Genomic DNA, 23,877 nt, shown 5'->3' on the forward strand with positions numbered 1-23,877 from the left:
CTTAATAATAGAGACTGAATTCCTGTTGAAGCTTGCTTTCGTTAAGAGTCGGTGCCACCGTATGCCTCGACTGAAGGGTGATCGACGAACAAATCACACCGATCCTGCACGCCCCGTCCGTATCGGATCCCTTTAAATAGCCAAATAATATGCCGGCTACAAGGGCATCCCCCGCCCCGGTCACATCCTTCACCTCAACCTTCGGAGGCAGGATGGCCGTTGCTTCTTTGTATGTAGTGTAATAAATCAGGCCCTGATCCCCACGGGTAATGACAGCACGCTCTGCGCCTCTCATTGTCAGATCCTTCGCCGCTTTAAAATAATCCCCCTCGGTTTCAATCGTCATATCCAGATACATCTCTGCTTCGCCTTTATTGCAAATGAACCATGAGACCCCTTCCAATGAAGGAGGGAGTTTCTTCACCTTTGGAGCCGAGACAGGGATCACCGCCAAGGGAACCCCTTCGGATTGACATCTTCGTATGATGTACTTCAACACATCTTCAGGGAAATTCGTATCGAGAAGCACCATTTCTGAAGAGGCAATCAAGCCCCACCGCCTTTCTATAAATCCAATGTCAACGCTTTCATAAATGTTCATATCAGCCAAGGCAAATAACAATTCACCCTTTTCGTCCAATACGGCAGAGTAAGCTCCTGTACTTTCATTTACAAGCCTTTGGGACCCGGACACATCAGCAAAGGTTTTCGTCTGTTCCATGAGCCAGCTGCCTTCTGTGTCCTCCCCCACAACAGTAATGAGATTGGTAGACTTCCCGAGTCTCCCAAGATTCTCAGCAACATTTCTCGCGACACCCCCACTCGTCTGTTCCGTTGTCGCAGGATTGGATGTCTCAGGGATCATCTCACCCAGCAGCTGCATCTTCCGGTCGATATTGGCTCCCCCTATGCATGTGATCCCGTTCCTCTTTGGTATCACATACGCACGACCTAAAATCTTCCCCTGTCTGACCAGATTGGAAATATAACCGGCTACGGCCGATCGCGAAATCCCGCTTCTCTCAGATAATTCCTGCTGCGTCATAAACGGATTTTCTTCTATGAATGACAATAAAAGCTTTTCCTTCTCGTTCACTTTCTCCCACCCCTATAAAGAAAAGTAACTTTTGTTAATATTCTAAACTTTTGTTTTATTTTACACAAGTTGGAAGTTCGTAAATTAGAAAAACTTTTTGCGTAACCTTTGTTGCTATTTATGGTAGCGAGTGGTGGTTGATTTCCGCTGCAGGTGCTCGCTTTCCGCGGGGCGTGAGTTGAGCCTCCTCGGGCTTGAGTTGCACCCCTATTGTTGGACACCCCAACCAACAATAGGAGGTGCCAGCACGTATGGCCAAGTTTACTCAAGAATCTAAATTGAAAGCTGCTAAACGTTATCTTAATGAACTCGTTAGTTATCGAGATCTTGCCAATCAAGTGGGGGTTGATCAATCTGTTCTGCGCTATTGGGTGATGTTAGTTCGTCACCACGGGGACCAAGCCTTTACCTTTCCCTATACAAACTATCCTTCCGCCTTTAAACTGAGGGTAATTCAATTTATTACGGAGAAGAATTGCTCCATTCGAGAGGCATCAGCCATTTTTCATATCCCAGACCCCTGTATGGTTCGTAGGTGGGTCAAAAAGTGGGAAAGAGCTGGAGAAGATGCCTTCGGATCATTAGAAATGAGGCCTTCTACAATGACATCTAATCATAAAGATAAGAAGATCAAAGATAACTCTTCTAACCAAACGATGGAAGATATGAAAAAAGAACTGGAATACCTTCGTATGGAAAATGCGTATTTAAAAAAGCTAAAAGCCTTAGTTCAGGAAGAACCATCACCAACGAAATCAAAGCGAAAGTAGTATTTGAACTAAGGAACGAATTCCCGGTGACTAAAATGATAAAAGTAGCTAAGCTGCCTAAAAGTACTTACTATCACATCACAAAAAAATTAGACCAACCAGATCCTGATCGCAAATGGAAAAGAAGGATCAATTTCATCTACCATAAACACTTAGGACGCCTTGGGTACCGTCGCATTACGGACGTTCTTCAAGCAAAAGGACACGATATAAATAAAAAGAAAGTCCTTCGAATCATGAGAGAATTGGGCCTTAAATGCATTGTGCGAATGAAAAAATATAAATCCTACAAAGGGAAAGTTGGAAAAGTAGCTCCCAACATCCTAAATCGTAATTTTAGAGCCGATAAACCTAATCAAAAATGGGTGACAGACGTAACGGAGTTCAAACTGTTCGGTCAAAAGCTCTATCTGTCCCCCATTCTAGACCTATTTAACGGAGAGATCATTACCTATACGCTCCAATCAAGGCCGACATTTGACTTGGTCGAGAAGATGTTAGAAAAAGGATTAAAACATGTAAATGAAGGCGATGAGCTCTTAATCCATTCAGATCAAGGGTGGCATTATCAAATGGCTCAGTACCGAAGGACACTGAAAAAACATAACATCACCCAAAGTATGTCTCGTAAAGGAAACTGTTACGACAACTCGGTCATGGAGAACTTTTTTGGGATAATGAAGTCTGAGTTCCTTTACTTAAAGGAATTTGATAGTATCGAGCACTTTAAAGAAGAACTGAAAGAATACATGTATTACTACAATCACCTGAGAATCAAATCAAGGTTAAAACGAAAAAGTCCGGTAGCTTATCGAGTAAGTACTGAATTAGCTGCTTAGAAATTTAAGTGTCCAACATTATGGGGCCAGTGCAGCTTTGCCCTGTGGGGTCTCAACTTTCCCGCTATTCCCGTCGGAGTCGAGCACCTTCCGCTACAATCAACTTTATAGGTATAGAGTTAGTTAACAACAATCTTTGCGAAAAGAGCTTATATAAAAAAATAGACTTGCTCTTCCCACCGGAAAAACAAGTCTATCAGTTTAAGATATTTTCTTTTCTTTTAATTTGCCAGTGTCCTTCAAATAGTACTCTTCGGAAGTAAAGAACTCGTTCGTGAGTCTTTTAACCTCTTTACTTAGTAGAAGGACCGCGATGATATTCGGGATCAGGATGGCTGCCAATGCTAAATCAAGGAACTGCCAGATGACCTTGGCCGCCCCGATGGATCCAAGGACGATGGCAACGGTATAAACCACTTTGATCCCCTGAGCCGCCTTCCAGCCGAACAGGAATTCAGCCTGCTTGGCACCATAAAAGACGATGACGATGATCGTGGACAGGACGAAGAAAATCAAAGAAATCGTGACGAGGATTCCGCCAAACTCTCCGAAATAGTTCGTAAATGCCTCTGTTGTCAGGGCTGAAGGATCATCCAAAGCATTTTCTGCCGTCCACACCCCTGAGGATAAGACGACAAAAGCCGTAGCTGTACAGACAATGATCGTGTCGATCACGATCCCAACGATCGCCCAAAGCCCCTGCCTGACAGGATGATCCGTCTGGGCTGCTGCATGGGCAATCGGCGCCGTTCCGAGCCCTGCCTCATTGGAGTATAATCCCCGGGCAAATCCCCAGCGGATCGTCTCTGCTATGGCTACCCCGGCAAACCCTCCCATTGCAGACATGGGTTGAAAGGCATGTGACAGAATCAAACTGAAGAATTCAGGTACTGCATCCATATTCATAAACAAAATGACTAAGGCGCTCCCGACATAAATCAGGGCCATGAACGGAACGAAGATTTCCGTCACCTTACCGATCCGTTTAATGCCGCCGAATACAATCAGCACGACGATAAGCGCAACGATGATACCCGTGATCAATCCATCTACATTAAACGTTTCTTCCACTGTAGAAGCTACAGCATTCCCCTGTACCATGACGCTTGGGATCAGCTCGATCATAAGGGCAAAGGCGAACCAGACGCCAAGCCACCTCATGTTCAATCCTTTCGTCATATAGTACATGGGACCGCCGACAAATTCACCTTTTTCATTCTTCTCACGATAGCGGACCGCGAGCACACTCTCCGAGAACTTAAGCGCCATCCCGATAAGGGCAATGACCCACATCCAGAAAACGGCCCCGGGACCACCGAACATGATCGCCGCCGGGACACCGACGATATTCGCGGCCCCGATCGTGGACGACAATGCGGACGTCAGCGCCTGGAGGGGAGTGACCGTCCCTTCTCCCTTCGGCTTCTTAAACACACTTCCAACCGTTTGCTTAAAAATGTAAAGAGGATATCGAAATTGTATAAATTTCAATAAAACTGTTAAGTACAAACCGGTTGCACCCAGGACAATGATCAATGGTGGACCCCATAACCACGCCGAAACTTTACCTATGATATCAAAAAACGTATCCAATCGTGCTCCTCCTTTGATAGAGGCAGTGGCTAACGTTTGGAATAAAGCACGGGGGAATTGTTGTTTCTTACGTATGTATAAAGCCTATCATTTATATAACACAGACCCCGAATCCTGAAAAATTAGCCACTACTTCTACATGCTTTTCCAGACTTTTCCCTAATATGGGGGCTGTAAAACATTTTAGGGAGAATTCTTATAAAGTGTGTGCAGAAGCTTCCTTGTGGGAGATCATTACCATGAGAGATCAATCATTTGATGAGTGACGTCCCTCGACAAGATCCCTCCATTTCCCCGGAAATACGTCAAAAAACCTGCAGCCGATCCTCAGCTGCAGGTACCCTCTTCTATTCTGTCACCCTCGGTAATATCAACACTTCCACCCGGCGGTTCTGTCCCCGTCCCTCTGCTGTTCCGTTGTCTGCGATCGGTTCGAATTCACCGAATCCTTTCGCGCTGAACCACTGGGGATCAAGAGCAGGATTGTCTAAAATGATTTTCATGAAATTGACCGCCCGCATGACGCTGAGTTCCCAGTTCGAGTCGAATTCCGCGTTACGGATGGGCACATTATCTGTATGGCCGCTGATGATGATGTTTCGCGGCGGATTCATTTCGAGAAGGCCCGATAATTCCTGGGCAACATTCTGGTCACTGCCCTGGACCGTGGCAGACCCCGAGTCGAACAAAACATTGTCGCGAATCGTGAGGAGAAGCCCTTCATCCGTCAGCTTGGTGATGAATTGAAGCTCCAGATTATTCGTTTTAATGTATTCGTTTATTTTTTTCTGGATTTCCTTCAGCTCTTCCTGATCCTTCATGAAGGCCTGCTTCTCCAGCTCATCTTTACTTAATTCCTTTTCTTTTTCCTTATCGATCCCGGCTGATGCAGCCTGCTTCTGTTCTTGATCGCTTGACTGCTGGGGGGCGACGGGGCTTGGATACTCCATCATCCCCGTGCCTCCGGTGAAGATTTCACTGAATACCTGTGAGAGTTCCTTGAACTTCTGGGCGTCCACCGAGCTTGATGCGTACAAGACGATAAACAGGGCCAGCAACAGGGTGAGCAAGTCAGCATACGGAATGAGCCAGGACTCGTCCATATGTTCGTCGTCATGTTTCTTCTTACGCCGCCTCATCCTCTTCCCCCTTTAATAACAAGATCCGCTCACTTGCCGGTAAATAAGATGCAAGCTTCTGTTCGATCACCCGGGGAGATTCTCCCTCAATGATGGAAAGAATGCCTTCCACCATCATCATCTTCATTTGAACTTCACGCTTGGATTTCCGTTTAAGCTTGTTGGCGAAGGGATGCCACAACACATAACCCGTGAAGATACCAAGCAATGTCGCAACGAAGGCCGCAGAGATCGCATAGCCGAGCTCATCGGTATTATCCATGTGGCTGAGGGCTGCAATCAACCCTATGACGGCCCCGAGGACCCCGAGTGTCGGTGCATACGTCCCTGCCTGTGTAAAGATGAGGGCTCCTGCACTGTGACGCTCTTCCATGGCATCGATTTCTTCATGGAGCACATCCCTTATGTAATCGGCACTCTGTCCATCCACCGCCAATGAAAGTCCGTCCCTGAGGAATGGATCATCCACTTCCTGGGTTTTGGCCTCCAGAGCAAGCAGCCCTTCTTTCCGTGCAAGATCTGCTACTTGTGAAAAGAATTGAATCGTTTGTTTCGGGTCCTGCAATTTTTGTTCTTTAAACAATATGCCGAAGAGCTTCGGTACTTTTTTGATTTCGTGAGTCGGGAATGCAATGGTCACTGCGGCCACCGTCCCGAGTAAAATAATCAAAATGGCTGCAGGGTTCAATAAAGCAACCGGGCTTACTCCTTTGAATACCATCCCTACTCCCACCGCTATCAATCCTAAAATGACTCCTATTAAAGACGTCTTATCCATCTGATCGCTCCACCTTACTCATCGTAGTCTATTACTAATATCGGATAGAACGACTGATTATTGAGTGGTAATTCTATTCAAAATTTTGTAAAAATTACTGTAAAACGTTATAAAACCACACACTCTTTTTGTCGATATATGGAATATACGGGATTTTATTAAAAGGAGAGAAATTGTCATGACCCCCAAGCAATTGAAAGAAATCGATAGTAAAAGAAAGAATCTTCTGCTTCTGATCACGTACGGAATCAGCCTTGCAGCTGCGCTCTCGTATTCGATCATCCACAAGTCAGGAACGATTACCGTCACGATCTTTTCCCTTCAGATCGCTTTTCTTGCAGGATATTTCGTTGTCCTGCAATTGATCGTAAAGAAACCGCATTCTTTTGTTTATTTCAGCATACCGACTGTGTATGCCTTAATGGGAATCTGGCTGTTTCTAGAAGGATCCAATCCACCCGATTTGGTCATCCTATTATTTTTAGCGGTGATCAGCGCCATTCACTTTAATCCTGTCATATTTGGAATCGGCTTCACATCCGGTCTCGTCCTACTCGTCATGAATGGGGTGCTTGCTCCAAAGGGAGATCCGATTTACGCCGAACTATTTGTCCCTGCATTACTGAGCTATGTATTGCTGGGCATCGTCCTTTGGGTCGTCATCCACTTAAACCGCACTCAATTCAAGCAGCTTCAGGAATTTATTCATAAAACGGAAAGTGAAAGTGAAGAAAAAGAAAACCAGCGAAACTTCTTACAAAAAGAACTGGGGACCATCTCAGGAAGCATCCAACAAATCAATGAACAGATCCAGACCCATCTCGTCTCCCATGATGAAATGAAAACGGCAGTGAATGAAATTTCAGCAGGAAGTGTCACCCAAAGTGATCAGATCAATAACATCGCCCTTGTCACAGAAACGACAATGGGTAAGATGGAAGAAGTCGCAAAGCTGTCTGATGACCTTACCGCCCATTCAACCGATGCGAATGCGATTGCCGTGTCTGGAAGCGAGCGGGTCATGGATCTCCAGGAAAACATGATCGAATTGAAAAACATCATTGAAGGCCTTCACCAGACCTTTAAAGAACTCACCAGTAAAATTGAAGAAACCAACAGCTTTATCGGCAGCATCCAGGACATTACCGATCAAACCAATCTGCTCGCTTTGAATGCATCCATCGAGGCGGCACGGGCAGGAGAAGCAGGACGCGGCTTCAGTATCGTAGCCGATGAAATACGGAAATTGGCGGAAATCACCCGGAATACGGCGACACGCATCAATGACAATCTGGCATCTGTCAATGCGGTGAACTCTTCTGCTGTGGAAATCATGAATCTAAGTTCTGAGAAGCTTAATGAGAATGTGGGGGCTACCGGTGAGGTCACGGCGTATTTTACATCATTGCGAGAGAAGCTTGACGCCTTGTCAAATGAATTCCAGCGCCTCACCACCACCGCATCAGACGTAAGGGGGCAGACCGAGGAAGCTGAGTTGTCAACGAAGGAACTCGCGGCTGTCATCCAACAGACTTCTGCGGGCCTCGAGGAAATCAGCGCCACCATTGAAACCCTTCACGGTGACAACCGGACGATTGCCCAATATGTTCAAGATACTGCCACAAGTGCAGCCCGTATTCAGAACAGTGTCAACGCATAATCTGTGGTAAACTGAGAAGAGAAGCTTTAAAGGATGTGGCACTGTTGAAAAAACGATTCACCATGATCATTCCCATCATGATACTCGTAGCCGTTGCATGTTATTGGATGCTTGGCAAATATTATGCCGAGATCGAAACTGGTTCAAAATTCATGCTGATCATCGGAGGCACCCTCCTATCCGGCGTGATCTCCTTCTTCTTATTTAAAGAAGACGGGGAACCGAAATAAAGAAAACACCACGTTCCGTGATGAACGTGGTGTTTTCTTTATTTTAGCAGTTTGCCTTCCAGCTTATGCTCATAATTTTTGAACAAGGAACTATTTGTTTTGATTCTCTTTTTTGAAAGCATGCTGTTGTATTTCAGCATTTTTTCATTCAGATTCTGCTTTAATTCCCGCTCTCCCTCTTCATTCTCACAGACTCTGATCAAGTCTTCGATCCTCATCATTTCCTTTTTCACATTCATTTCATCCGTTGTGAATCCTGCGTTCTTCATGATCCGATGGGCCATCTTTAATTCTTGGGGAATCCCTCTGTCATCATCGAGATTCAAAGGTTTTCCATAGCCGGGAAGATTCTCGAACTCCCCGTCCTCATATGCCTTCTTAATCCGCTGTTCCGACACAATTGATGAAAAATCCAACGCTATCACCCCTCAGGAATTGATTGATTCTAAAGAAGCATTTCCTCACGTGTTATGACCATTATATCCAAATAGACGTGTTCCTGCACATGGGAGATGCGTCCGTTTTCTGACAATTCACTTTCACATATTTTCAGTCCCCTTGGAAAAACTACCTGTATCACGAACGAAAAGGAGTGGCTCATATGGCACGTGGTAAATCATTCGAATCAAAGAAAAAAGGACACCCGGGGAACTTCCCTCAAAATAGTACATCTAGTAAACATTCCGAGGATGCCGTCGGTGATGAAGAATTGATCGTGACACAGGAAGCGTTTAAAAATCGTGAAGATAACGATGAACACCGCTACTAAAGTCGAAAAACGCTAGGAATCCTAGCGTTTTTCTGTTTTCCTTCATCGAAATGAGATGCATCTGGATGCTGATCCATCAGTAAAGCTCTTTATTTTCAAATGAGAAGGATTTATTTTCTTTTTTTCAATTTTATTTTGAAAAACGCAGTTTTCTTTTCAAATCGTTTAAACCGTCACACTTTCCTGCTTACTTAAATCCATTGCCGGACCGAAGAATTCGAAACGCACCTTTGATACGCCCATTTCCTTCAATGTCCCGATAACGGCTTTCATGAATGGTGCGGGGCCACACACATAGCATTCGGTTCCAGCGTCCACATACTGCTTCAGGATCTCTTTATTCACATAGCCTGTAAAGTGGGATGAAGATTCTTCCCGTGGATTTTCATAAACAAAGCACGCTTCCCCGTTCTTAAGTTCTGTCATGAGCTTTTCGACGTCCCCTTTAAAGGCATGCACGCCTTCATGTCTGCTCGCATGGATAAATGCTGTCTTGCGTTCAGGTGTGGATTTGGCCACTTGTTCGAGCATACTCATCATAGGTGTAATCCCAACGCCTCCGCTTATAAACGCAACAGGTGAGTCCCCGTCCTCTAAATAAAAATCCCCGGCAGGTGCGCTGACTTCAATCTCGCTTCCTACGACTGCTTGATCATGTAAGAAGTTGGACACCTTCCCTTGTGGATCGCACTCTGCTTCTCTTTTAACAGAAATTCTAAACTGATCGTCCATTGGAGCGCTTGATAAACTGTACTGACGAATATGGGTGAATTCTTCCCCGGGGATCGTCACTCTGACTGATAAATATTGACCCGGCATGTAGGTTGGGACACTTCCGCCTTCTTTCGGTTGAAGATAAAAAGAAGTGATGACGTCGCTTTCCACTACTTTTTTAGCAATGATGAACGGTTTAAAGTCCCTGTAGCCGGCATCCTTGTTTTCAGTTTCTTTATACATTTCTTCTTCTACATCGATGAAGACTCCGGCGATGACACCGTATGCGTCTCCCCACGCTTCGATGATCTCATCTGTCGCTGCATCTCCAAGAACCTGCTTGATGGCTTGAAGCAGATGCTCGCCAACGATTGGATAATGCTCAGGCTTAACGCCTAAACTTCTATGCTTGTGAGCGATTTGCTTTACAACAGGGAGGATCATCTCAAGCTTATCGATATTTTGGGCGGCAGCATACACGGTATTGGCCAGGGCGGTTTGTTGTCTACCCTTTTTCTGATTGGCATGATTGAAAATATTTAGTAATTCCGGATGGTTGGTAAATAAATTTTTATAAAAAACAGATGTAATTTCCGTTCCTTTGATTTCTAATACAGGTGCAGTGGATTTCACGATTTCAATGGTTTTTTGAGATAGCATATTGGTCACCTCTAAAGATATATTTTGAATACACCTTTAGCCTACTCCTGCTCACCAATTAAAGCAATATATAAAATACATCTTTAACAAAACAGTCACATTTAGACACAAACTTACTTCCTTTTGTATAATGGGGATAGTGGAACGGAAAGGTGAGATACATGAGACTAACTTTATACACTGACTACTCACTGAGGGTCCTGATTTTCCTGGCTTCAAAACCAAAGGACGAACTCTCTAATATAAAAGAAATCGCTGATGCCTACAGCATCTCTAAGAATCACCTGATGAAAGTGACGTATGAACTCGGAAAGATGGGGATGATCGAAACGATCCGTGGCAGAAACGGCGGGATCAGGCTTGCACAGTCACCTGAAGACATCAATATAGGCAAACTTGTCCGTGCGACGGAAGAGGATTTCCATCTTGTCGAATGCTTCGATGCCGAAAACAACTCATGCATCATCACACCGGTATGCGGTTTGAAGCATGTCCTTGGTAAAGCATTGAACGCCTATCTCTCCGTCCTCGATGATTACACCCTGTCTGATCTCATCCAGAATCCCATGGACTACCGATTCCTCTTTCAAGAGAAGGAACGGGATGAAACGTCGACTTGAAGAATGCTTCTCACCGATTTGTGGTGGGGAGTTTTTTTTGTTCAGCTGCTGAAAATAAGCCATTATTCAGCTGCTGACTATTCCTCCATAATCAGCAGCTGAACCATTGACCGCCACATAAAGCCTGCCTCCCAACCGGAACCGGCCTTACTTCTTACTCTCGCTATACTTAAATGTCATCAATAGAAACAGGAAAAAGCTGAGTAACAGCGTACTTCCCCCGACAATATAAAAGACGGTCGTAAAGCCTGCCGGCAGATTGAATGGATTTAAATTGTACATCCACATCCCGACTGTCAATCCGATCGAACCGATGATCGCCGTCCACACATGGGCAAATGCCAGTTTAGAAGATTTCGGTACCTGATAGGATCGATAATAGGAAGAGTAGGCAAATAAGCTCAACCATCCGACCACCAGGATATGGGCGTGGATCGGTTTGAATGCATAGGATCCGGCCCCTGCCATATGAGACCCGAGAAATGCTCCGATAAACCCATAAATCGCTGACATTCGTAATAATAGGACATTCCAAGGCATGTCGTCTTCCCCCTTATTTATAAACGCACTTCCATCATTATAATATAGTTGTCCGAATCCAGGCTATGAATCTTGAGTCGATGCCATACAACGTTCAAATTTAGCGTGAATAAATACTTTTCCCTTCTTAGGCATACGATACAAAGATAGGTGTAAACACTTGCAAACGGTGTGGGCCCTGATACAATAAGAATGTAATAGAACATTCTGAAAAAAGGAGAATACATATGACTAATTTCCAACAAAATTTAGAGAAATACGCAAGTCTTGCAGTCGAAGTCGGAGTGAATGTTCAAAAGGGTCAGACCCTCGTCATCAACACGTCCATAGACTCTGCAGAATTCGTCCGCTTAGTAGTAAAGAAAGCCTATGAAGTAGGAGCTAAACACGTATATGTAAATTGGAGCGATGACACCGTCAACCGTACGAAATACGACCTTGCCCCGGATGAAGCATTCCAGGAGTTCCCTGAGTGGAAAGCACGTGAAGTCGAAACGCTTGCTGAAGGCGGAGCTGCCTTCATGAGCATCGTCTCTTCAAGCCCTGACCTGTTAAAAGGGGTAAATCCTGACCGCATCTCGAACTTCCAAAAGGTTGCCGGTAAAGCGATGTCCAAGTATCGTCAGTTCATCCAATCCGACAAAGTCAGCTGGTGTGTGCTGGCCGCTCCTTCGAAGGACTGGGCAGCAAAAGTATTCCCGGATGCTTCTGAAGAAGAACAAGTGGACCTATTATGGGACGCGATCTTCAAAGCGGTCCGTGCCGACCAGGCTGACCCTGTCCAGGCATGGAAGGATCACGACGCAAACCTTCACGAAAAAGTAGAATACCTGAACGAAAAGAACTACCAGAAGCTTCATTACACTGCACCAGGGACGGACCTTACGATCGAACTTCCGAAAGGTCACCTGTGGGTAGGGGCTGGAAGTGTGAACGAAGAAGGAACGACTTTCATGGCGAACATGCCGACTGAGGAAGTATTCACAGTTCCACTTAAGACCGGTGTAAATGGTAAAGTATCAAGCACGAAGCCTCTTAGCTACGGCGGCAATGTGATCGACAACTTCACAATCACATTTGAAAACGGGCGCATCGTGGACGTAAAGGCCGAAGAAGGCGAAGAAATCCTCAAACGCCTTGTCGATACCGATGAAGGATCTCATTACCTTGGAGAAATCGCTCTTGTACCTCATGAATCGCCGATTTCTCAATCGAACGTGCTATTCTACAACACATTATTCGATGAGAACGCATCAAATCACCTTGCGATCGGTAATGCCTATGCATTCTGTATCGAAGGCGGAAAGAAAATGAGCGAAGAAGAGCTTGAGAAAAACGGCTTGAACAACAGCATCACTCACGTTGACTTCATGATCGGTTCTGACAAAATGAACATCGATGGAGTAAAAGAAGACGGCTCGACTGAAGCAGTATTCCGTGATGGCGGTTGGGCGTTTTAATATACGTATGTAGTGTGAACCCCTGGGAGGCGGCTTGGCTGTCTTTTTGGGGTTTTTGTTTTGGATGAGAGGGGTTGGGTGGTATACGGACGTTTGACTGAGCGCTCACTCGAATGGATACAATTGTTAAAAAACGCAATCAAACCGCATTTTGACGCAATGCGATTCGAGAATGACGCGAATATTTTAAAAATGACGCAATAAATTTTATTTTGACGCAATTACCATTAAAAATGACGCAATCCCTTCTTCGAGACTAAGTTTGTAGCACTCTATCCCCTTAGCAAACAACCATATATCCATTGATTAAGGAAAACCTCACTCTTTCAGTCCAAAGATCCCCCCTACCCATACTGTTTCGTCAACGCAATCGCAGCGATTGTCGCACCGGCTGCCTGGGCATAGCTTCCGAAGGTGGTAATCTGCAGCCCCAGTTCCCTCATTCCTTTTAAAATGAATGTCTCCCCCACTGCTTCGAGGGCAGCCCCCAGGGATTGAATCGTATTTCCAGCAGCAAGAAGATCGGAATAGGCACGTGTACTCAATGTTGCCCCGTAGGCTTCGAGTCCTGCTCCGATAGACTGGACGGTGTCCCCGAATATATCGAGTTTCAATCCCTCCACCTCTTTACCGTAAAATTGAAGCTCTGCACCAAATACATTTGTGACGTTCCCCGAGGCCTGGATCCAGTCACCGGCTATCCGGTACGTTTCCCCTATGGAACCATCCGACAGTTTTTCCGCCCCAACCGCCTGCAGGGAATTCCCAGTGGCCTCGAAACCATTTCCGATGGAGACCAAGCGAAATCCGAGTGGCGGGAGATTCAACCGCTCTTCCTGAATGATCATGGTTTCACCGATGGCAGCAATCACTGTTCCGACGACCTGGGTCCACACCCCAGTAATGAGAATTAGTCTATCGCTCACCACCATCCACCCTTTCTTCCTCAGTACTTCTAATGTATTCCAAATGGGGAAAAGGGTATCCCGAGCCACACCGTTGGCATGAGTAAATATTTTGTAAAATTCCAGTAAATCAGTCTTGTTTAATTTGTCCTGTCGGGCTATGATAATCTAGTTCATCTAGAGTTACATAGGGGAGGGATTTAGGTGAGAATTCGGGATTGGGACCGTAACTTGAAGGTCCGGCTGTTTGGGGAAGCAGCGATTAACATTACTTTCTGGATGTTCTTTCCGTTTTTGACGATCTATTTTACAGAGTCATTCGGAAAACAGACGGCAGGATTATTATTGGTTCTTTCACAGGTATTTGCCGTACTCGCGAATCTGATGGGAGGCTACTGCGCGGATCGATTCGGACGTAAACGAATGATGGTCATTTCGGCTTTTGGACAAGGCTTTGCTTTTCTGATCTTTGGACTTGCCAGTTCACCTTGGCTTGATTCTGCCATGATTGGGTTTATCTGTTTCAGTTTGGTCGGGGTCTTCGGTTCCTTTTACTGGCCGGCAAGTCAGGCCATGGTTGCCGATGTGGTGGATGAGAAGGATCGGAGCCACGTATTTGCCGTCTTTTACACGTCCATTAACATCGCCGTCGTCGTCGGGCCAATATTAGGAGGCATTTTCTATGTCCACTATCGCTTTCAATTATTAATCGCAGCCGCTCTTATTTGCATGCTTTTAGCTCTTCTTTTATATAAAATGACGAGGGAAACGGCTCCGGCAGATAAGAATAAACTTCTTGTCACAGAAGGGAAAAAGAAAGCCTGGCATAGTGTGTTGACAGATCAGTTCAAGGATTACAGCGTTATTTTTAAAGACAAAACGTTTTTATTGTTTATTTTAGCCGGGGTCCTGGTAGGTCAAACGTTCATGCAATTGGACCTCCTGATTCCCGTGTATATAAAAGATGTCATGGATAAAGCCACTCTGTTCAGCTTTGGGGACTGGTCCTTGACACTCGTAAGTGAGCAGGTATTCGGTTTGATCCTGTCGGAAAATGGATTTCTGGTGGCCCTTCTTACAGTGGTCATTACACGATGGATCACTAAATTTCGTGAACGAAATGTGTTCATTCTATCTTCTCTCATTTATGCGGTTTCGATCTTCATGTTTGGTCAAACGAGTTCCGTATGGATGTTTGTGATCAGCATGGCGGTGTTCACGTTCGCAGAACTGATGACGGCCGGTATCCAGCAAAGCTTCGTATCGAAGCTTGCACCGGATCATATGCGTGGGCAGTATTTTGCCGCAGCCAGCCTGCGCTTCACGATCGCGAGGACGATTGCGCCCCTCTCCATCACCCTTTCTTTATATGTAGGGTATGATTGGACGTTCATCCTCCTTTCTATCCTGGCTCTTTTGAGTGCCGGACTCTTCTTCATCATGTTCGAGCGCTTTGAGAAGGAAGAATTGGAACTGAAGAAACCTGCTCATTAAAAAAGGAATGATCCGCAATGGATCATTCCTTTCCCTTTTCTATTACAGTCCGAGATCAAATCCTTCATCATCAGACTGTAGCATTGTATTTAGACCAAGATCTGTTGAAAGACCAAGGTTGAACTCTGAATCTGAAGACTCTTCATTTTCCCATTGTGTGTAGCTTGCATCTGCATTCACACCAAGGTTTGATAGAAGAGACGATTCGTTGTCCTCGCCAGAAGATAAGAATCCAAGAGCAGTATCCGTACCTGCATTTAATCCTGCACTCGTATACTCTTCTTCTTCAGAATCCATTGATTCAGCCCATAGTCCCGCATTCACTGCGTTCATGACAGTTGCTGCAGATTCATTGTCTTCATCGTTTGTCATAGCACCAAGCATAAGGTTATTCGCTGCATTCGCTTCGAACTTGGAATAGTCGTCGCTGTTTTCAACAGTTGTCATGACAGAAGTATCGTTCATTGCTTCTACTTCAGAAGAATCTCCATCTTCTTTATCCATTGTTCCAAGTACTAGACCATTTGCAGATTCAGTACCGATGGACGTTTTAGAAGAATCGTTTTCTTCACTGCCTTCTGTCATCACCCATACATCGGAATCGGTCATCGCATCAGCACTCACTTCATTCTCTTCATCAGATGCCGAAGCATTCAGACCAGACGTAAGGTTCCCGGAAGTAGTAGAAGCATAAGAATCATCTTCTTCATTGTACATGGTTTCGTTCATGATTCCCGCATCGGTCATAGCGTCTATTGATGCTGAACCGTCTTCTCCTTCAACTGCCGCGTTTACATCCTGGGATGCTCCTGCTTCTGTTTTGGAAGTCGCTGAATCTTCTTCTACCATTGTTTCGTTCATGACAGCTGCGTCTGTATCAGCATTCACTTCGGCTGATTCGTCTTCTCCTTCAACCGCTGCGTTTACATCCTGGGATACTCCTGCTTCTGTTTTGGAAGTCGCTGAATCTTCTTCCACTGTCGTTTCATTCATGACAGCTGCGTCCGTGTCTGCATTCACTTCTGCCGATTCGTCTTCTCCTTCAACTGCCGCGTTTACATCCTGGGATGCTCCCGCTTCTGTCTTAGAAGTCGCTGAATCTTCTTCCACTGTCGTTTCATTCATGATAGCTGCGTCCGTGTCTGCATTCACTTCTGCCGATTCGTCTTCTCCTTCAACCGCTGCGTTTACATCTGAAGTTGCTTCTGCACCGTTGCTGGTCGTAACAGAATCATTTTCTTCGTCTACAGCCGTCTCGTTTACGATGGTTGCATCCGCATCAGCATTTGTATCCGCATTTGATTCTTCGTTGTCTGATCCACCGATGTTCAATCCATTCAATAAACCGTCTTCCGAATCAAGGATGTTGACGTTTTCCAATAATCCATCATCGCTGTTCAGCAGTGAATCATTCCCTGCCGCTAAGCTTGTGTGACCTCCGATTGCAAGACTTGCTGCTAATCCACCTGTCATAACCAATGTTCTAAATACGCTTTTTCTCATTTTATTTTTCTCTCCTTTTAAAAGTTTTTAGTTTATATACTTTTGAAAAGAAGAGAATCTTGAGGTGGTTGGGACGGTGGTGCGTTTAACCACTGATCATAGTAGAGATTCTTTTTCTCGTACAAATTGGCTTTTTGGAAGTTGACCGCCGTTGCATATTGCTCCGACACACCCCATAAAGAAGATGATCCTGTTACCTGAGCGCTCATTCCACTTGTACTGGATGACTGACTTGTTGAATTCATCGTAGTCGTCGTCAGGACCGGTTCCATCTTTTTACGTGGCGGAAAAGGTTGTTGTTCATTCTGACTTTTAGGTTCTTCCATCGTAACTGAACCCTTTTCCTCTACTTCAACCGGTTTTGTAAGTATGGTTTCACTTAGTCTTTTGGCTTTGCTTATTTTAGTGGAGCTCATCTCTGGTTCGACGGGAACGTCTTGTTTGACCGGTTCCTTTCGAACATTTTCTTTCTCCACTTCGACGTCACGATCTTTATCCTCTGTGTTGACCACAGGCTCGTCGGGCACTTCTGTTTCAACGTCCACTTTGACAGCTGGTTCCTTTGAAACATCGGCGTCGACTACTCCGGTATCCACTTTCACCTGTGGATCTTTGGATACTTCCACATCGGCGACCCCTGTATTCACTTTCACTTCGGGTTCATCCGACAGATCCACTTCCAACAGAGGTTCAGCGTCTGACAATGATTCCGTCACAGGTTTCGTTGTTTCTTCCACGGTGCTCGTGACCGTCTTCGTCGTCGAATCCACCGTTCCGGTTACAGATTTCGTTGTTTTTTCAACGGTTTTGGTAACGGCCTTAGTGGTGTTGTTCACCGTTTTCGTTACAGGAGCCGCTGAGTCCCCTGCGATATCTGTAACTGGTTTTGTCGCTTGTTCAACGGTTTTGTCCGCTGTGTTCCCGACGGTCTTCGTTACAGCGTTTACTGTACCTGTTACCGATTCTGTCGTCTCATAGACCGTGTCTGTCACCGAATCAACCGTATTGGAAAGAATATTTCCTTTCGACTGCTGATCATCCGTAGAAGGTTTGCCCTTCTCCTCGTCAGGAGCGGACACGGCTTCATTCACGGTCGTTGTCGCGCTGTCCGTGACAGTGTTGACTTCATCCGTCACGTTGGAGAGAAGTCCGCCCTCTGCTGAAGCAAAGGTTGGAATACTGATGACTCCAAGAAAAAGCAAAGCCTGAATGAGGCGTTTTTGCACTGCGTCTTGTCACCTCCTTCCGATTCAAATAACGGATGCTGAATTGTTTTTTAGGATGGTGCTGTATCTGTTGTACCTGGTACAAAAAGCATTCATTGTACCAGGTACAATTTGCAATCATCATAATAAAAAACCCTACTGTATCCGATTTTCACTAAGCTAACGAAGCCGGTTCATATTTGGATCACTTTTTTATAAAAAAATTAATTTTCTCCTGAAAAATTATCAGAAAAGGATGAATCCGAAAAATTCCGTTTACCCCCTTTTTTCATAAAAAATGAGATGTTACAATGTACAACCGTAAGCAATCTTAACGTAGCTCTTTCGAGAGTTAGTCGGAGATTCCAATCAATACTACGCAAAGAAAGGATGTTGATTTCAATGCATATCGGAAGCAAAGGCTGGTACGTAGAAGAACTAAAAAAAGCGGGGGTACGCCGCTATGAAGAACGCAAAGTAGAATCCTACAAAAAACACGTTCTAGCTAACCTATTAGAACGTACAAAATAAAAATAAGAGGGACGGACCTCGATTCCTATGACCAGGTCATAGGAATGAAGGTCCGTCCCTTTTTTTATTTCAGCAATTTGGTTGAGTAGATTGGGTTCAGGTTTGGTTGGATGGTGTATTTTTTTGTCCGGTTCAGTTTGTATGTTTTGTTTTTGAGTAGATAGTTTCTGTATTTTTGGTTCCAGCTTTTCAGCGACCAGACGATGAGTCCTGCTGTCAGGAGGAACAGTCCTCCGGTGGCAGGCCAGAAATAAGGTGAAATGACCGCTGATTCATATGCAAGACCGATCGGTGAGAAGATGAAATACGTCAGTACGACCGAGGCCATCAGGACGATGGATAATGGAATACTGTATTTCCATGGCATCATGTCCACTTTTGGATTATAACGATATTCGTACGGCTTCTTCATCGGTTTCCACCAGCCGATCACAAGCATCAGGGCCACTTCTGCTACAAAGAGAATCCCATAGATGTGAATGAAGTTGATATCGATTGTGAAGCCGAATAGATGTCCCGTCCCCCACACGAGCATATAATACGTGATGACATGAAGGATGATGACCGTTTTCGCAGCCACTGCCGGTATCCGTTTTGAAAACACCCCGACAAGTAAAACCACGATGATCGGGATATTAAAGAATCCCGTGAATCTTCTGATCAAGTCCCATAATCCGTCCGTCGCATTGATCAGTAACGGGGACACACACATGGATACTACGGCCAGCAGGGCTCCGAACCATTTACTGATCGTAATCAATTTCTGATCGCTCACATCCGGATTGAACTGAGGCTTGTATATATCAAGTGCAAAAAGCGTCGCTGCACTGTTCAGCAATGAATTAAAGGAGCTTAACACGGCTCCAAGCAACACAGCCAGGAAGAACCCTGTTAAATACGATGGCAGTACGGCATTGATCAATGCTGGGTATGCCAAGTCGACACTTTTCAAAGAGTCACCATACAGATGGAATGCAATGACTCCGGGAAGCATCATCATAAAGGGAACGAGTAGTTTATAGAAACCTGAAATGATGACACCCTTCTGTCCTTCTGCTAAATTCTTCGCTCCAAGGGTACGCTGAATGACATACTGATTGGAAGCCCAATAGAATAGATTTGCAAAAAGCAGACCGGTAAAGATGGTAGAAAACGGGACGGAATCCGATGCGGATCCGATAGAATTCAGCTTCTCAGGGTTCTTCGTCGCAATTTCCTTCACTCCTGAAAGGATGTTTCCTTCTCCCAGGGCATAGAATCCTAGTATCGGTACGAGAATCCCGATGATCAGCAACCCTACACCATTCAACGTATCAGAGATGGCCACAGCCTTCAGTCCGCCGAAAATGGCATAGATACTGCCGATGATCCCGATCGTCCAAACAATCAGCCAAATCGATTGAGTATAGGAAATCCCAAGCAGTTCGGGGACATCGAATAATTTCAAGACAGCAAGTGCCCCTGAATAGAGCATCGAAGGAATTGTCACAAACACATAGCCAAGCATAAAGAGAATGGTCGTGTACTGACGAACGCCCTTATCATATCGTTGGTTCAGGAACTCAGGTAATGTGGTGAAGCTCCTCCCCAAATATTTCGGGAGCAAATACAGGGCCATGATGATGATGGCAAATGCCGCCGTCACTTCCCATGCCATGTTCGACAGGTTCGCACGGAACGCCTGCCCGTTCAAACCCACCAATTGCTCAGCAGATAAATTGGTGAGTAGAAGCGAACCGGCAATGAACGTTCCCGTAAGCCCCCTCCCTGCCAGAAAATAACCAGTGGAATCATTCAAAGATCCCTTTGTTTTTATGTATGAAACCCACGCAACCAATCCCATAAAAAAGACACAGGATAAGACTGTAAAAAGCAAACCATTCTCAAACATCGTTCCTCTTCCCTTCAAATTTATTACATGTGTTTGAGAAGTTCCCCGAAAATTATACTAGTAAACTATTATGTTTGGAATATTGTTAAAAATAGTCATATGGAACCACCACGTTTTTCCATTGATTTTCTTTTTAAAAAACGGTTGTGGAGGGCTTTCATCCTGTGATAAAGTAAAGGACATATTTTAAACATAACTTCATACGAATTCCTTATATATCTATGGTGATATGGACCATAAGTCTCTACCTGGCAGCCGTAAAGTGCCGGACTATAAGGAAAGTCTATTCTATATGCTTTCTATAAGTGTGTGGAGGCTTTCCCTATTTTAGTAGAGAAAGTCTTCATGCACTTTTTTATTTGTTCTTTTTAAGAAGTCTGACATCATACGACATCAGCATTCGATGAAGAAACTATTTGGAGGATTGATATTGTGAGTTTAGTATATGGCATCTTATCGTTACTTGGCGTTTTATTTCTGGCGTGGCTCCTGAGCAGCAACCGCTCAGCCATCCAATGGCGGACGATCATCATCGGCATCTGCCTTGAATTTCTGCTGGTTCTTTTTGTATTGAAGGTTCCTTTTGGACAAACGGTCCTGAAGAAAGCCGCCCTCGGTGTTCAGAAGGTCATCGATTACAGCAATGAAGGAATCATGTTTGTGTTCGGAGGATTCTTTGAAAAAGGGACGAACATCTCCTTCGTTTTCGCCATCAATGTGTTAGGTGCGATCATCTTTATTTCAGCCCTGATTTCAGCTCTCTACTACTTACGGATCATCCCGTTTTTCGTAAAATATATCGGAATTGGACTCGGAAAAATCCTGGGTACGACAAAGGTGGAATCGTTTAATGCAATCGGGAATTCGTTTCTTGGATTGGCAGAAGCTCCCCTGTTGATCAAGCCTTATTTAGTAAAGTTGACTCGCTCCGAGCTTTTTGCCGTCATGGTCGGGGGAACGGCTTCAGCCAGCGGTGCCATCCTGATTGGATACTCGTTGATGGGGATCGATATGAAATTCCTTCTATTATCTGTATTCAGTGTTCCTATCGTATCCCTTGTCATCTCGAAGATCATCGAGCCGGAAACGGAAGAATCACAAACAAATGGAGACATTTCATTAGGGAAGACCACTCATACGAATGTATTTGAAGCAATCTCCGAAGGCGCACTGAGCGGAACTCAATTAGCGATTAACATTGGTGGATTACTGATTGCTTTCATCGGGATCCTTGCCGCCGTAAATGGATTATTAGGCCTCGTCGATACGAGCCTTTCAACGGTATTCGGGTACATCTTCTATCCACTGGCATTACTCGTCGGCATTCCGATGGATGAAGCATTCCGTGCAGCGTCCATCATCGGAACGAAGCTTTCTGTGAACGAGTTTGTCGCATACAAAGAACTTTCAGGAATGATGAGCGAGCTTTCACCAAAGACCGTGGCGATCCTTTCAGTCGCTCTATGTAATTTCGCCAACCTGTCTTCCATCGGACAGCTGATTGTCGGACTTGGTTCATTGGAACCTACGCAACGGCCGATGGTATCCAAGTTAAGCTTGAAAGCCATCCTTGCAGGGACCCTGGCAAGCTTCATCACTGCCATCATCATTAGTATATTTCTATAATTTTTTGCGTGTTTTATGTTTCTTCCCGAGCCATTTAGTGAATAGTATAAGGTAGTAATCTTTTTTCACATTGACAACGGAAGGTGAAACCATTGAGAGAAAAAAAGACCATGAAAGAAACGAAAACCAGTAAAACGACCCATGTTCTTCCACCTGACACGAACCATCACGGTACGCTGTTTGGTGGAAAACTGATGGCCTATATAGACGACGTGGCCTCCATTGCCGCCACCCGTCACGCCCGCAAACCCGTCGTAACGGCTTCCACGGATTCCGTCGACTTCCTTCAGCCCATTAAAGTCGGCGACGCAGTTACACTTGAAGCGATGGTAACGTATACGGGGCGCAGCTCCATGGAGATTTGTGTGAAGGTGACTTCAGAAGTCCTTCTCACAGGAGAAACCAATGTGGCTGCCATTTCCTTCTTGACGTTTGTAGCCCTGGAAGGAAATAAACCGGCGATCATCCCTGAAGTCGTGCCGGAAACAGAAGAAGAGAAATGGCTGAACGAAACAGCCCAAAATCGTGCCGAGCACCGTAAAGCACGCAAAAAACATAGTGAAGAGCTGGCGGAATTTTTCCGTAAAGCGTATTAGATGGATGGAGATGCTTGTTATAGAGCATCTCTTTTTTTTATGTGGCAAAGACAGCGTTCGCCGTTTTCCCTTCCCGCAAGCTCCACCCCACCGATTCTTGTATGGAAACAACTCCAAACCCTTCTTTCTTTTCCCGCTCACAATCACATAAACCCTATTCCAGATCCTCCCCATATTTTTTACCCATCCCCCTTCAAAATAGGTCCGTCCCTCCGATAATACAGAGGTACGGACATGTAGGATGTCTTATTATTACCATATATGGAGGTTACGGTTTGAAGAATATAGTCAGTATGTTTCTTCTTGTCTTGCTTATAGTGGCAGGGTGTTCTACGCCTATGACGGAAGAAACCAGCACAGAGAAACAGCATAGCATCGGAATCCTGCTCTCGGACACAGGTCTTGGAGATGGATCATTTAATGATTCTGCCTTCAGGGGTCTTGAACGTGCCCGTGACGAATTAGGTATTTTATTCGATTATAGAGAAGCTCCGGACGGGAATTTTGAAGGGGCCCTCCAGGAACTAGTTAAACAGGATCATGAACTTGTGATTGGTCTTGGTTTTTCGATTCAGGATGCCCTTGAAAAGGTTGCAGCAGAAAATCCCGATCAACAATTCCTATTGATTGACGGTTTTTCAGAAATGGATAATATAACGTCGATTACGTTTAAGGAGCATGAAGGAAGTTTCCTTCTCGGTATGGTTGCCGCCATGAAAACCAAGACAGGAACGATCGGATTCATCAGCGGAGCCGATGTACCGGTCATCGCGCGCTTTGAACAAGGCTATATACAAGGAGCGAAATATATCAATCCTTCTATTAAAGTGTTAAAGGACAATGCCAATAACTTCGGTGACGCAGAACTGGGCAGGCAGATTGCAGAGAAACAAATGAAACAGGGCGCGGACTTTATTTACCCTGCTGCCGGATTTACAGGGGTCGGGGCCATCCAGGCTGCTCAAAAAGCTGGCCATCTTTCTGGAGGAGTCGACTCGGATCAATATTTCATTGCCGAAAAATCGGTTGTCACTTCCATGGTCAAAAAAGTAGACAACGCTGTTTTTAATATTACAAACGAACTTATCACCGACGGAAAAATCTCTCAGCACGCTTATGAACTTGGTCTTAAAGAAGACGGTGTCGGCCTTGCCCCGATTCGTGTCACCAGTCTGTCTCCGGAGGAAACAAAAAAACTGGAAGACGCTAAAAACAAAATCATCTCGGGAGATATCTCGGTCAAGTTGCCATAAATTCA

At 45.0% G+C, this 23,877-nt stretch carries 22 protein-coding genes and 1 riboswitch; of the genes, 11 read left to right on the plus strand and 11 right to left on the minus strand.

All coding sequences use genetic code 11. The features are described from left to right. Position 1: 1 nt before the first annotated feature. The gene (locus N5C46_RS11700; RefSeq protein WP_261752241.1) at positions 2–1,096 is read right to left on the minus strand and encodes a carbohydrate kinase; all 1,095 of its coding nucleotides are present in this window, start codon (positions 1,094–1,096) and stop codon (positions 2–4) included. A gap of 251 nt (positions 1,097–1,347) precedes the next feature. Here N5C46_RS11700 and N5C46_RS11705 point away from each other — a divergent pair. Further along, positions 1,348–2,705 (plus strand): IS3 family transposase gene (locus N5C46_RS11705; RefSeq protein WP_261749909.1). Its coding sequence is split into 2 segments (ribosomal slippage): positions 1,348–1,819 and positions 1,819–2,705, totalling 1,359 coding nucleotides; the frame shifts between segments, so codons are not numbered across the junction. 201 nt (positions 2,706–2,906) lie between these two features. Here N5C46_RS11705 and N5C46_RS11710 read toward each other — a convergent pair. The 3 genes from N5C46_RS11710 to motA form a co-directional block, all read right to left on the minus strand. After that, positions 2,907–4,298: an alanine/glycine:cation symporter family protein gene (locus N5C46_RS11710; protein WP_261752242.1), complete on the minus strand. Its 1,392-nt coding sequence runs from the start codon at positions 4,296–4,298 to the stop codon at positions 2,907–2,909. Positions 4,299–4,645: 347 nt separating this feature from the next. Beyond that, positions 4,646–5,437: a flagellar motor protein MotB gene (gene motB, locus N5C46_RS11715; RefSeq protein ID WP_261752243.1), complete on the minus strand. Its 792-nt coding sequence runs from the start codon at positions 5,435–5,437 to the stop codon at positions 4,646–4,648. After that, entirely contained in the window at positions 5,424–6,215 is a 792-nt protein-coding gene (motA, locus tag N5C46_RS11720) for a flagellar motor stator protein MotA (protein ID WP_034761239.1), read from the minus strand. Before motA ends, motB begins: the two co-directional genes overlap by 14 nt. 178 nt (positions 6,216–6,393) lie before the next feature. On the opposite strand from motA, the gene N5C46_RS11725 reads away from it, so the two are divergent. Together N5C46_RS11725 and N5C46_RS11730 are read left to right on the plus strand one after the other, a co-directional pair. Beyond that, entirely contained in the window at positions 6,394–7,875 is a 1,482-nt protein-coding gene (locus tag N5C46_RS11725) for a methyl-accepting chemotaxis protein (RefSeq protein WP_261748819.1), read from the plus strand. Positions 7,876–7,919: 44 nt separating this feature from the next. Next, complete coding sequence (locus tag N5C46_RS11730) at positions 7,920–8,105, plus strand: histidine kinase (RefSeq protein ID WP_406685756.1); 186 nt, start codon at positions 7,920–7,922, stop codon at positions 8,103–8,105. Positions 8,106–8,143: 38 nt separating this feature from the next. Here the strand turns inward: N5C46_RS11730 and N5C46_RS11735 are convergent, their stop codons facing one another. Beyond that, positions 8,144–8,521 carry a DnaJ family domain-containing protein gene (locus N5C46_RS11735; RefSeq protein ID WP_261748821.1) on the minus strand — a complete coding sequence of 126 codons (378 nt, stop codon included), beginning with the start codon at positions 8,519–8,521 and terminating at the stop codon, positions 8,144–8,146. 185 nt (positions 8,522–8,706) lie between these two features. Between N5C46_RS11735 and N5C46_RS11740 the strand changes: the two genes are divergently transcribed. Continuing rightward, positions 8,707–8,874 (plus strand): hypothetical protein, encoded by a 168-nt coding sequence (locus tag N5C46_RS11740; protein ID WP_167562132.1) that lies wholly within the window; start codon positions 8,707–8,709, stop codon positions 8,872–8,874. A gap of 165 nt (positions 8,875–9,039) precedes the next feature. Here the strand turns inward: N5C46_RS11740 and hmpA are convergent, their stop codons facing one another. After that, complete coding sequence (gene hmpA / locus N5C46_RS11745) at positions 9,040–10,248, minus strand: NO-inducible flavohemoprotein (protein ID WP_261748822.1); 1,209 nt, start codon at positions 10,246–10,248, stop codon at positions 9,040–9,042. 161 nt (positions 10,249–10,409) lie between these two features. Here hmpA and N5C46_RS11750 point away from each other — a divergent pair, with 161 nt between their 5' ends. Then, positions 10,410–10,868, plus strand: coding sequence for an RrF2 family transcriptional regulator (locus tag N5C46_RS11750; protein WP_079530791.1), 459 nt, complete (start codon positions 10,410–10,412; stop codon positions 10,866–10,868). Positions 10,869–11,015: 147 nt separating this feature from the next. Here the strand turns inward: N5C46_RS11750 and N5C46_RS11755 are convergent, their stop codons facing one another. Continuing rightward, positions 11,016–11,408, minus strand: coding sequence for a hypothetical protein (locus N5C46_RS11755; protein WP_034761232.1), 393 nt, complete (start codon positions 11,406–11,408; stop codon positions 11,016–11,018). 227 nt (positions 11,409–11,635) lie between these two features. Between N5C46_RS11755 and N5C46_RS11760 the strand changes: the two genes are divergently transcribed. After that, a complete protein-coding gene (locus tag N5C46_RS11760) occupies positions 11,636–12,868 on the plus strand; it encodes an aminopeptidase (RefSeq protein WP_261748823.1) in 1,233 nt (410 codons plus the stop codon). A 344-nt stretch (positions 12,869–13,212) separates the two neighbouring features. Here N5C46_RS11760 and N5C46_RS11765 read toward each other — a convergent pair whose 3' ends face one another. Continuing rightward, the gene (locus tag N5C46_RS11765) at positions 13,213–13,794 is read right to left on the minus strand and encodes a DUF6944 family repetitive protein (RefSeq protein ID WP_261748824.1); all 582 of its coding nucleotides are present in this window, start codon (positions 13,792–13,794) and stop codon (positions 13,213–13,215) included. Positions 13,795–13,977: 183 nt separating this feature from the next. Between N5C46_RS11765 and N5C46_RS11770 the strand changes: the two genes are divergently transcribed. Then, positions 13,978–15,267 carry an MDR family MFS transporter gene (locus N5C46_RS11770; protein WP_261748825.1) on the plus strand — a complete coding sequence of 430 codons (1,290 nt, stop codon included), beginning with the start codon at positions 13,978–13,980 and terminating at the stop codon, positions 15,265–15,267. A gap of 42 nt (positions 15,268–15,309) precedes the next feature. On the opposite strand, the gene N5C46_RS11775 is transcribed toward N5C46_RS11770, so the two are convergent. Both N5C46_RS11775 and N5C46_RS11780 read right to left on the minus strand, forming a co-directional pair. Further along, entirely contained in the window at positions 15,310–16,770 is a 1,461-nt protein-coding gene (locus N5C46_RS11775) for a hypothetical protein (RefSeq protein ID WP_261748826.1), read from the minus strand. Positions 16,771–16,802: 32 nt separating this feature from the next. Next, a complete protein-coding gene (locus N5C46_RS11780; RefSeq protein ID WP_261748827.1) occupies positions 16,803–17,996 on the minus strand; it encodes a hypothetical protein in 1,194 nt (397 codons plus the stop codon). A gap of 381 nt (positions 17,997–18,377) precedes the next feature. Here N5C46_RS11780 and N5C46_RS11785 point away from each other — a divergent pair, with 381 nt between their 5' ends. Further along, positions 18,378–18,506, plus strand: coding sequence for a YflJ family protein (locus tag N5C46_RS11785; protein WP_079530789.1), 129 nt, complete (start codon positions 18,378–18,380; stop codon positions 18,504–18,506). Between the two features lie 64 nt (positions 18,507–18,570). Here the strand turns inward: N5C46_RS11785 and N5C46_RS11790 are convergent, their stop codons facing one another. Next, the gene (locus N5C46_RS11790) at positions 18,571–20,397 is read right to left on the minus strand and encodes a solute:sodium symporter family transporter (protein ID WP_261748828.1); all 1,827 of its coding nucleotides are present in this window, start codon (positions 20,395–20,397) and stop codon (positions 18,571–18,573) included. 191 nt (positions 20,398–20,588) lie between these two features. After that, positions 20,589–20,690: riboswitch (purine riboswitch) on the plus strand. Positions 20,691–20,829: 139 nt separating this feature from the next. Here N5C46_RS11790 and N5C46_RS11795 point away from each other — a divergent pair. The 3 genes from N5C46_RS11795 (at position 20,830) to N5C46_RS11805 (ending at position 23,872) form a co-directional block, all read left to right on the plus strand. After that, positions 20,830–22,023, plus strand: a complete 1,194-nt coding sequence (locus tag N5C46_RS11795; RefSeq protein ID WP_261748829.1) for a NupC/NupG family nucleoside CNT transporter — start codon at positions 20,830–20,832, stop codon at positions 22,021–22,023. Between the two features lie 92 nt (positions 22,024–22,115). Further along, positions 22,116–22,619: an acyl-CoA thioesterase gene (locus N5C46_RS11800; protein WP_034761222.1), complete on the plus strand. Its 504-nt coding sequence runs from the start codon at positions 22,116–22,118 to the stop codon at positions 22,617–22,619. A gap of 275 nt (positions 22,620–22,894) precedes the next feature. Further along, entirely contained in the window at positions 22,895–23,872 is a 978-nt protein-coding gene (locus tag N5C46_RS11805; protein WP_261748830.1) for a BMP family lipoprotein, read from the plus strand. The last annotated feature ends 5 nt before the right edge of the window (positions 23,873–23,877 follow it).

This window comes from Rossellomorea vietnamensis (assembly GCF_025398035.1).
GTDB classification, from domain to species: Bacteria; Bacillota; Bacilli; order Bacillales; family Bacillaceae_B; genus Rossellomorea; species Rossellomorea vietnamensis_B.

Coding starts and splice junctions, on each gene's coding strand:
- motB (WP_261752243.1), bottom strand. CDS start 5,437: ATGAGGCGGCGTAAGAAGAAACATGACGACGAACATATGGACGAGTCC.
- motA (WP_034761239.1), bottom strand. CDS start 6,215: ATGGATAAGACGTCTTTAATAGGAGTCATTTTAGGATTGATAGCGGTG.
- N5C46_RS11725 (WP_261748819.1), top strand. CDS start 6,394: ATGACCCCCAAGCAATTGAAAGAAATCGATAGTAAAAGAAAGAATCTT.
- N5C46_RS11740 (WP_167562132.1), top strand. CDS start 8,707: ATGGCACGTGGTAAATCATTCGAATCAAAGAAAAAAGGACACCCGGGG.
- hmpA (WP_261748822.1), bottom strand. CDS start 10,248: ATGCTATCTCAAAAAACCATTGAAATCGTGAAATCCACTGCACCTGTA.
- N5C46_RS11750 (WP_079530791.1), top strand. CDS start 10,410: ATGAGACTAACTTTATACACTGACTACTCACTGAGGGTCCTGATTTTC.
- N5C46_RS11755 (WP_034761232.1), bottom strand. CDS start 11,408: ATGCCTTGGAATGTCCTATTATTACGAATGTCAGCGATTTATGGGTTT.
- N5C46_RS11760 (WP_261748823.1), top strand. CDS start 11,636: ATGACTAATTTCCAACAAAATTTAGAGAAATACGCAAGTCTTGCAGTC.
- N5C46_RS11775 (WP_261748826.1), bottom strand. CDS start 16,770: ATGAGAAAAAGCGTATTTAGAACATTGGTTATGACAGGTGGATTAGCA.
- N5C46_RS11785 (WP_079530789.1), top strand. CDS start 18,378: ATGCATATCGGAAGCAAAGGCTGGTACGTAGAAGAACTAAAAAAAGCG.
- N5C46_RS11790 (WP_261748828.1), bottom strand. CDS start 20,397: ATGTTTGAGAATGGTTTGCTTTTTACAGTCTTATCCTGTGTCTTTTTT.